At 67.6% G+C, this 8,448-nt stretch carries 7 protein-coding genes and 1 pseudogene; 4 read left to right on the forward strand and 4 right to left on the reverse strand.

Features of this window, described 5'->3' with window-relative positions:
* Positions 1-144: 144 nt before the first annotated feature.
* Positions 145-1,023: a tyrosine-type recombinase/integrase gene (locus ACIA73_RS04350; RefSeq protein WP_399436720.1), complete on the reverse strand. Its 879-nt coding sequence runs from the start codon at positions 1,021-1,023 to the stop codon at positions 145-147.
* A 407-nt stretch (positions 1,024-1,430) separates the two neighbouring features.
* On the opposite strand from ACIA73_RS04350, the gene ACIA73_RS04355 reads away from it, so the two are divergent.
* Together ACIA73_RS04355 and ACIA73_RS04360 are read left to right on the forward strand one after the other, a co-directional pair.
* Positions 1,431-2,012, forward strand: coding sequence for a polysaccharide deacetylase (locus ACIA73_RS04355; protein WP_399436721.1), 582 nt, complete (start codon positions 1,431-1,433; stop codon positions 2,010-2,012).
* A 612-nt stretch (positions 2,013-2,624) separates the two neighbouring features.
* Positions 2,625-3,829, forward strand: a protein-coding gene (locus ACIA73_RS04360) for an IS3 family transposase (RefSeq protein WP_399436722.1) whose coding sequence is annotated in 2 segments (ribosomal slippage) — positions 2,625-2,916 and positions 2,916-3,829 — 1,206 coding nt in all. Because the reading frame shifts where the segments join, the coding sequence is not laid out codon by codon here.
* A 28-nt stretch (positions 3,830-3,857) separates the two neighbouring features.
* Here the strand turns inward: ACIA73_RS04360 and ACIA73_RS04365 are convergent.
* Positions 3,858-4,076: pseudogene (locus ACIA73_RS04365) on the reverse strand (DUF4259 domain-containing protein); the annotation flags it as partial.
* 98 nt (positions 4,077-4,174) lie between these two features.
* Here ACIA73_RS04365 and ACIA73_RS04370 point away from each other — a divergent pair.
* On the forward strand, positions 4,175-4,585 hold the full coding sequence (locus ACIA73_RS04370) for a DUF5958 family protein (RefSeq protein ID WP_399436723.1): 411 nt from the start codon (positions 4,175-4,177) through the stop codon (positions 4,583-4,585).
* 12 nt (positions 4,586-4,597) lie between these two features.
* Here ACIA73_RS04370 and ACIA73_RS04375 read toward each other — a convergent pair whose 3' ends face one another.
* The gene (locus tag ACIA73_RS04375) at positions 4,598-5,029 is read right to left on the reverse strand and encodes a hypothetical protein (RefSeq protein ID WP_399436724.1); all 432 of its coding nucleotides are present in this window, start codon (positions 5,027-5,029) and stop codon (positions 4,598-4,600) included.
* Positions 5,026-5,481 carry a DUF6228 family protein gene (locus tag ACIA73_RS04380; protein ID WP_399436725.1) on the reverse strand — a complete coding sequence of 152 codons (456 nt, stop codon included), beginning with the start codon at positions 5,479-5,481 and terminating at the stop codon, positions 5,026-5,028. The genes ACIA73_RS04375 and ACIA73_RS04380 overlap by 4 nt, the downstream gene beginning before the upstream one ends.
* 527 nt (positions 5,482-6,008) lie before the next feature.
* Between ACIA73_RS04380 and kstD the strand changes: the two genes are divergently transcribed.
* Positions 6,009-7,778, forward strand: coding sequence for a 3-oxosteroid 1-dehydrogenase (gene kstD, locus ACIA73_RS04385; RefSeq protein WP_399436726.1), 1,770 nt, complete (start codon positions 6,009-6,011; stop codon positions 7,776-7,778).
* Positions 7,779-8,448: the final 670 nt, after the last annotated feature.

The raw sequence follows: 8,448 nt of genomic DNA on the forward strand, positions 1-8,448 counted from the left end.
CCACCCCCCCCACTCCTCCCCCCCCCCTCCCCGGGGGGCGGGCGCGGCGCGGCGGGGCGCCCCCCCCCCCCCGCGCGCGGGCCCCCCCCCCCCCCCCCCCCCCCCCCCCCCCCTACCGTGCTTTCGTTTGCTGGCAGCGGGCTGTCAGCAACTAGGCTCGGCCTCTGAGCACGACCTGTCTGGCCCAGACGGCCCTTGGCGGACTGGGATGATAGGCAGGAATGTCGGGGTGGCTGGCAGTCCGATCTCCCGTGGTGTTGGCCCGGCGGGGGTCGGGACGTCGGTGAGTCGTTCGAGGAACTGGTCGAGGGCGGCCTGGCCGTCGTCGACGGCGGCGCGTTCGTCGTCAGTGAGCGGGATGCTCGCGAGCATTTTCTGCAGGTTCTCCTTCGCCTCCAGCAGTTGGCCCTTGCTGGAGTCCTTCGGCGTGTAGAAGTCGCAGCGTGCGCAGGCCATCCGGTGCTGGCACTGCTCGAAGAAGGTGTAGGTGCAGTGCCCGTGTCCCAGGTCGTGGTACTGCCAGAGCTCACCCGCCGCGGCAGCACCGGAGGTGATGGCGTCTCGGTCGACGAGCACTTCGATGGTGCGGACGTTGCGGGCGAAGTATCCGGCGTCGTTGTAGGCCCTGGCCAGGGTGTTCGGGGTGAGCTTCGCGTAGTGCGTGGTCGCTTCGGGCGTCCGGTGGCCGAGCCATTCCTGCAGCTCGAAGAGCGTCATGGGCTCCTTGGAGTTGTAGAGCTGGCTGGCGCTGGTGGAGCGTGCTCGGTGGCTGGTGATGTTGCCGCGGACGTCGGCGGTGGGGACGCCGGCCTTGCGGCAGAGCATCGGGATGATCGCTGTGTTGATGTAGTGCTTGGCGACCCGGCGGGCCCGCCGGGCGAAAAGGAAGTCGGCGTACTCATTGGTTTTGCGGTCGAACATCTGCGGCTGCGTCGGCCTGACGGTTCGCCATGCCTCGATGGCCTGGCCCAAGAGCGGATCGACGGGTTTGGTGAACGCGGTGCCGGTCTTGTGCGTTGGCACGTCCAGCAGGCAGACGGCGTCGCGGGCGAGGACCTCGCCGGAATCTCCGGGAATGGGCAGACCGTCGTGCTGCCAGCGGATGCACAGGGCTGGGTGGCTTGCGGTGCATGTGCGGTGTCCCCCTTGGGCCGGGTGGAGGGCGGCGAGGAAGGAGAGCGCCGGGCCTGGTCAGGGGGTGGGGGCGACGTGGAGGCAAGAACGAGCCGCTACGGGGAGCGCGGGAGCCGCACGTACCGGGACCACTGGGGGTGGGCGGGGAGTCCTGTAGGCCGTCGCACTGTGGAGGCACGGGCCCGGACTCGGCCATTCCTCCAGCTAGTCCCGGACAGGTCGGGGGACCTTCTTCAGCGGGGGTTCCTGGACTGCTACACAGAGCCCGGATTCGTACAGTCGATCAGGAGGAACCCGTGAACAGAAGTATCCGATCGTTCCTGGTGCTTTGCGCTGTGTCGGCCTTCGGTGTGGCGGGAGCGGGGGTGGGGGTGGCCCAGGCCCAGGTGCCCGAGCCCACGTCGACGACCTACGCGAGAGGTGTCACGCCAGCGGAGGCGCTGAAGGTCGAGAGAACCAAGCGCGGGCAGTCGGCTGCTGCTGCCCGCGTGGTGTGTTACCGCGCTCACGTGGCTGACCACGGGTGGCTTGGCACGACTTGCGACGGAAACTGGGCGGGGTCCTTTGGGCTGAACAAGGCCATGGAGTCCCTGGAGGTGGCCGTGGGAGGAGTTGGCCGCGTGTGCGTGCGGGCTCACCTGCGCAACTACGGTTGGGAAAACTTCAGTTGTGCGAATGACTACGTGAACGTCAGGGTGGGAACGGTGGGCCAGGCGCGTCCTATGGAGGCTGTCGAGATCGCCGTCAGTAGCGGCAGGGTGACGGCTCAGGCTCACGTGCAGAACGTCGGCACGATGGCCGCACGGAATGATGGTGTCGTAACTGTCGGCACCGAGGGTCGGGCATTGAACCTGGAAGCCATCGCCCTCTGGGTCTGATCGGCGAGAGATAGCGCACAAGCCCGGTGACCAGGGTTCGCTGGCCGGGAATCCAACCGTGACAGCACAGCGCCCCACTGGTCCGAACGACCTCGACGCCTCCGGCCAAGTCAGTTTGGTCTGAGTCGGCTTGCCGGAGGTGTCCGTACAAGCAGTGTGGGGGTCCCGTTAGAAGTCTGCTGAAGATCTTGCCTGGTCAGCGTGGGTGTTGGTGCAGACAAGACCCCTGCCGTCAGGGGGTGGCGGGGGTGAGTGTCCAGGTCCGGTCGGTTCGGGTGATTCCGAGGTTGATCAGTCGGCGGAGGTTGAGGGCGGCAGCTCGGGTGTGGAGCCAGGTGTCGTTCTTGAGGGTGCCGAGGTAGCGCAGTCTGCGGTTGCCGTGGGCGACGAGCCAGGCGAACCCGGACCTTCGGCGGGGGCTGGTGCGCCATGCAGAGCTTCCATGTCCCGCAGCAGGGTGTCGATGCCTGTGTGCACTTGCGTGCACAATTTCCGGGTGCGCGCGTAGGTCTTGTGTGTGACCACAGCCATGGTGACTAGGAGGGTGAGCCTTGACCCCTGATGTTGGACACACGAGACACTGGATCCTGCGGATCTGAGAACGGACATCTCGTGGTCATGAAGAACTACCCGCCGCAGTTCAAGGCGGACGCGGTCGCGCTGTACAAGTCACGGCCCGACACGACGATCAGGTCGGTCGCCGCCGATCTGGGGATCAATCCAGAGACCTTGCGGAACTGGGTGAGGGCCGCCGGAGCAAGTCGTCCGCGGGGACGCCGGACGCAGGAACCGGCCCACCCGCCGACCCCGCTGGAAGCGGAGAACGCAGCTCTGCGGAAGAAGATCCGGGAGCTGGAGGAGGAACGCGAAATCCTCCGCAAAGCGGCAAAGTATTTCGCCGGGGAGACGCGCTGGTGAACCGCTTCCAGTGCGTCGCCGACCTCCACCACCGTGACGGCGTGAAGCGGCTGTGCAGCATCCTCGGCGTGAGCCGCTCGAGCTTTTACTACTGGCGCCGGACAGCCGAGGCCCGAACCGCCCGGCTGGCGGCCGACGCACAACTGGCCGCCCGCATACGGGTGGTGCACCAAGAATCGGACGGCACATATGGAGTTCAGAGAATCACCGCCGAGCTCCGCGAGACAAGCGGTGAGGCGGTCAACCACAAGAAGGTCGCCAGGATTATGCGAGCGTCCGGGATCGAAGGGATCCGGTTGCGCCGCCGGCACCGCACCACCGTCCCCGATCCGGCGGCGGCCACAGCACCGGACCTCATCGGTCGCGACTTCAGTGCCGAGAAGCCCAACACGAAGTACGTCGACGACATCACCTACCTGCCCATCGACGGCGGGAAGTTCTGCTACCTGGCGACCGTCATCGACCTCGCCTCACGCCGTCTGGCCGGCTGGGCGATCGCCGACCACCTGCGCGCGGATCTCGTCACCGACGCCCTGGCCGCGGCGATCCGCACCCGCGGCAACCTTGCCGGATCGATCATGCACACCGACCACGGAGCCCAGTACACGAGCAGGGCATTCGCCGAAGCCTGCAGGTCAGCAGGGGTTCGGCGAAGCATGAGCGCGGTCGGGTCCAGCGCGGACAACGCACTCGCCGAGTCCTTCAACGCGACCTTCAAACGCGAGACCCTGCAGGGACGAAAGAGCTGGCCCGACGAACGCCAGGCCCGACTCGACGCCTTCCGATGGCTCGACCGCTACAACACCCGACGCCGCCACTCCCGTCTCGGACAACGATCACCGATCGCCTTCGAAAACGCCCTCCACTGCACACCAACTACGCTGGCACCAGCCGCATAACCCGTGTTCAGGATTCAGGGTCAAGGCCCTCAGCAGGCTCGCCCCCGGGGTGCTGCGCGGCGACGAGGGCGGCCGCAGCGACGGCCTCGTCGGATTCGGGCGCTTCGAGGTAGCCCGCAGTGTCGGCCACCCGTGCCAAAGTACGGCGGACTATGCCTTCACGTTCATCTGCGGCTGCCTCATCAAGGTCGCCACAGAAGTCCGCTGCGGTGTCGTTGTCGAACGGGCCGATGTCCCACGTACCCATCGTCTCTCCTGATCATGAGGTTGACCGGCATCCTGTCAGAGACCACTGACAGTGCTGGGCTGGAGGATCTGCTTGCATGTGCTTCAGGGGGTGTGGGAGTGATCGAAGCGGCCGAGATTTTCAACGAACTCGCCCAAGGGATACGCCCGATGCCGCAGGGCATCGAGTGGTTCTCAGGGCTTGGGGGCGAGGAGAAGGCTGCGGCTCTGCGCCTTCTCTCGCATTTCTGTGTGCAGGCCCGGGCCACCAGCGACGACGGGCCGACGAGTATTCAGCGTTCCGGACTCCGGGAAACCCATACTCCGGCGGTCCTCATCGCCCGGGGGCCGATCAATGTGCAGCTGTGGAAGATCGCCAGCCTGGCTCCTGAACACGAGCGTCTCAAGGCGTTCCGGCTGCTGATCGCCGTGCTGGGAGTCGCCGACGAACGTCGCCGCCAGCTCTTCTGTGTTGGCGGGTGCGGACACTACTGGCACCACCTGCCCTCCCCGAACCCCGGGCCGAGATAGCCTTCCCAACTCCTATTCGGAGCTAGGTTCTTGGCTTCGAAATTGGTCCAGGAGCCGGAAGAATTCCTGGAGGGGGTGGAGTCGACGGGTGTCTCGCGTTCGATCTCGGCCGCCCAGTTCAGTGAGCTGGGTGTGCTGCGGCGTGTGTGGAGCCAATGGGTAAAGGCGGCGTCTGAGGGATTCGAGCTCGGTTCGTGGGAAGTGTTCGCCCCACTTGCCCCGATCGCGGTAGAAGATCCACCGGTAGGCGGTCGGCTCGGCCTCGAACTGGGCACGGGTCTCCGTCTCGCCCGCGACGAGCCGGGCCACCGCGGTCAGGAACTCCTCGGGCGCACTGGTGATGTAGGACGCGGTGAGTTCGACTTTCGCCTGGGGATCCTCAAGGGTGCAGTCGGCCCACCCGGGTCCCGCCAGCGACCAGGTGATGCGCATGCCGGATGTCACGGGTGCTCCTCGGTGAGGAAGGCCCGGACATCGGCCGCCAGGGAAGTCATCTGCTCGCCGGCCTCCAACCGGGTGGTCACCGATGCGGCCCAGCCGCCAGCGGCCTGCGGCCACGGCCGCAAGGCCCAGGTCAGCCCGACGTGGCCGCCGGACCGGAAGACCGCCGACACCGTCAGGTCTTTGTCGTTGGTCTGCCAGCTCCGTTCGCCGTCCCATCCCCGGTAGTCGGCGGCAAGCTCTTCCAGGAACGCGGTGAGATCGCTGTCCCAGATCCAGGCGACGACCTCGTTGACGCGAGCGGTCAGACCGGGGGCCCGCAGCTCAACGGCATAGTGCACGGAGTCTGCGTCGAAGCTGAACCGGTCGCAGAACGTCACGTCGACGAACGCGTTGTCCTGGCAGCGGATGGTCACGCTGCCCTCATCGTCAGTGCCGACGTCTGGGGTGGTCATGGGCGGAACGCTAGGTCAGCAGCCCGTTCGGCGTCATGTGGATTCGCTGTCGGTGGAGTGTGGAGTGGAGAACCATCGGTAGATGGTCAAGGTTGACTGAGACGAGCGACCAGATGCTCCGGATGGACCGAGACTGACTCACCCCTTCAGCGAAACACTGCACCTCCGGCCGGGAACTAACCACGGGCCTGGGGCACTAACCACGGTGGGGCTCATTCCAAAATTTTGGAATGAGCCCCACCGTGGTTGCACGACACCTACATCCGGCTGCGCATCATGTCCCGTACGTCGTCGTTGTGGGCGCTGAGCGCTGCTAACCATGCACAAGCTCGTTAGCTGTCCAGTGGGCGGCCGGGGGGGCTCGCAGGGCTGACCGGCCCGGCGCCTCGGAGCCCGGCACCGCGTCTCCCTGGCGGAGGCGAGCAGCACGCCCACCCGGGTGTCCTCCATGCCTTGACATTGCAAGCCCGACCGACAAAGTTCCTGACGCACCATCAACTCTTTTCGCCCAACCCTTGGGAGTTGCCGTGCACCAAGTCGCTCTGCCGTCGCGTCGTGCGGTGCTGGGCACCACCACCGGGTTGGCGCTCGGCGCCGGCCTGCTGGGCTCCGGTGCGAGATCGTACGCCGCGGACGTTCCGGTCCTCGGGGAGTACGACGTGGTCGTGGTGGGGTCGGGTGCGGCCGGGCTGACCGCCGCGCTCGCCGCGGCCAAGCGCGGGATGAGCTGTGTGGTCGTCGAGAAGGCCCCGACCTTCGGCGGCTCCGCCGCCCGGTCGGGGGCAGGTATCTGGATTCCCAACAACCCCGTGATCCTGGCCTCCGGGGTCCCCGACACCCTGGAGAAGGCCACCCGGTATCTGGCCTGGGTGGCCGGGGACGAAGTGCCCGTGGAGCGGCAGCGGGCCTTCCTTTCTGGCGGCCCCAGGATGATCGACTTCGTACAGCGCAACAGCCCGCTGAGGTTCCGCTGGATGGAGGGTTACAGCGACTACTACCCCGAACGGCCGGGCGGTCTGGCCATGGGGCGCTCCATCGAGCCCGACGTCTTCGACGGCAACCTGATCGGTCAGGAACTGGCTCACCTCAATCCGTCGTACCTCCCCGTCCCGGCCGGCCTCGTGATCTTCAGCCAGGACTACCGGTGGTTGAACCTGACCGCCGTGAGCGCCAAGGGCGCCGCCGTGGCGGCCACCGCGCTGGCGCGCGGCACCGCCGCCGCACTGCGCGGCGAGAAACCTCTGACGATGGGTCAGGCGCTGGCGGGAGCACTGCGCAAGGGGCTGCTCGACGCAAGCGTGCCGGTGTGGCTGAACACTCCGCTGGTGGATCTGCATGCGGAGGGCGGCCGGATCCGTGGCGTACTGGTGAACCGGGCGGGCGCGCCAGGACTGGTCCGGGCACGCTACGGCGTGATCGTGGGCTCGGGCGGCTTCGAACACGACGCGCAGATGCGGCGGCAGTACCAGCGTGCCCCCATCGGCACCGAATGGACCATGGGTGCGAAGGAGAACACCGGGGACGGCATCCGGGCCGGACAGCGCGCGGGGGCGGCGCTCGCGCTGATGGACGACGCCTGGTGGGGGCCGACGGTCCCGCTGCCCGACGGGCCCTACTTCTGTCTCGCGGAACGCACGCTGCCCGGGGGCCTGTTCGTGGATGCGGCTGGCCGGAGATTCGTCAACGAGGCAGCCCCGTACTCCGACGTGGTCCACCGTATGTACGACCGCAATCCCACGGACCCGTGCATACCGGCGTGGCTGGTGGTGGACCAGAACTACCGCAACCGGTACCTGTTCCGCACGGTGGCGCCCACGCTGCCCTTCCCGTCCTCCTGGTACTCCTCGGGCGCGGTGCACTCGGCACTGACCCTGGACGGGCTGGCCCGCGCGATCGGCGTGCCCGGGGCAGCGCTGCGCGCCACGGTGAACCGGTTCAACGACCAGGCGCGCACGGGAAGGGACACCGACCAGGGGCGTGGGACCAGCGCCTACGACCACTACTTCGCCGACCCCTCGGTCGACCCCAACTCCACGCTGGCGCCCCTGTGGCTGCCGCCCTTCCACGCGTTGAAGATCGTTCCCGGGGACCTGGGGACCAAGGGAGGCATGGTCACCGACGCCGCCGCGCGGGCGCTCCGGGAGGACGGCTCGGTCATTCCAGGGCTGTACGCGGCCGGCAACGCGAGCGCCGCAGTGATGGGGCACAGCTACGCGGGCGCGGGCTCGACCATCGGCCCCGCCATGACGTTCGGATATCTGGCCGCCCAAGACATCGCCGACCGCGCCGCACGCTGACGTACGGCGGCATTCCATACCGACCTGGTCGCGGCCGCACGCCCCCGGCGCCGCAGGCAGTATCGGCTCCGCGAGTTCCCACAACCCGACCGGAACGATTCAGTCCGCCCGTCCGCCCTCCTTCGGGGTCGGCGAGCCCAACTGACCGTGCAGGACACCGTCCTGCACGATGCCCTGCAGGGAGCCGGTGCTGGTGCGTGGGGTTGCTCTTCAGCGGCCCGGAGACGGTGACCTGGTGTTCACGCGCGGCTTTTTCCAGGTGGGGCAGGGAGGTGTAGCCGGCGTCGACCAAGTGCCCGGCGGGCAGTAGCCTGCGGCGGGCCAGGCGGGTGTGGAAGCCGGGCAGGACCTGGCTGTCGCGGGTGGTGGCCGCAGTGGTGGCGACATCCGTGATCACGTTGGGGCCGTCGGGGGTGCAGGTCTCGGTCAGGTGAGCCGAGAACCCATTCCAGCTGATGATGTGCCCGTGCCGTCCGTAGCGGGGCGGTGGTGTCGTAGGCAAAGACGACCGCCCGGACGAGGGCGGCAGTCCGGCCCGGCCTCGTTCATGAGGACGGGTTCTGGCATAGCTTGCGGGCTCTGTCGCTGATTTGGGGGTGTGCCCGATCGCGGACGGGTGGGCATCACCTGTTGTGTGATGGATGCGGTGGGCGTCGCTGAGCTACTTCTG

The organism is Streptomyces sp. NPDC051561 (assembly GCF_044454195.1).
GTDB lineage: Bacteria > Actinomycetota > Actinomycetes > Streptomycetales > Streptomycetaceae > Streptomyces.

Bases quoted from the DNA above. Each gene is read 5' to 3' on its own strand.
- ACIA73_RS04380 (WP_399436725.1), bottom strand. From the start codon at position 5,481: ATGACCACCCCAGACGTCGGCACTGACGATGAGGGCAGCGTGACCATC.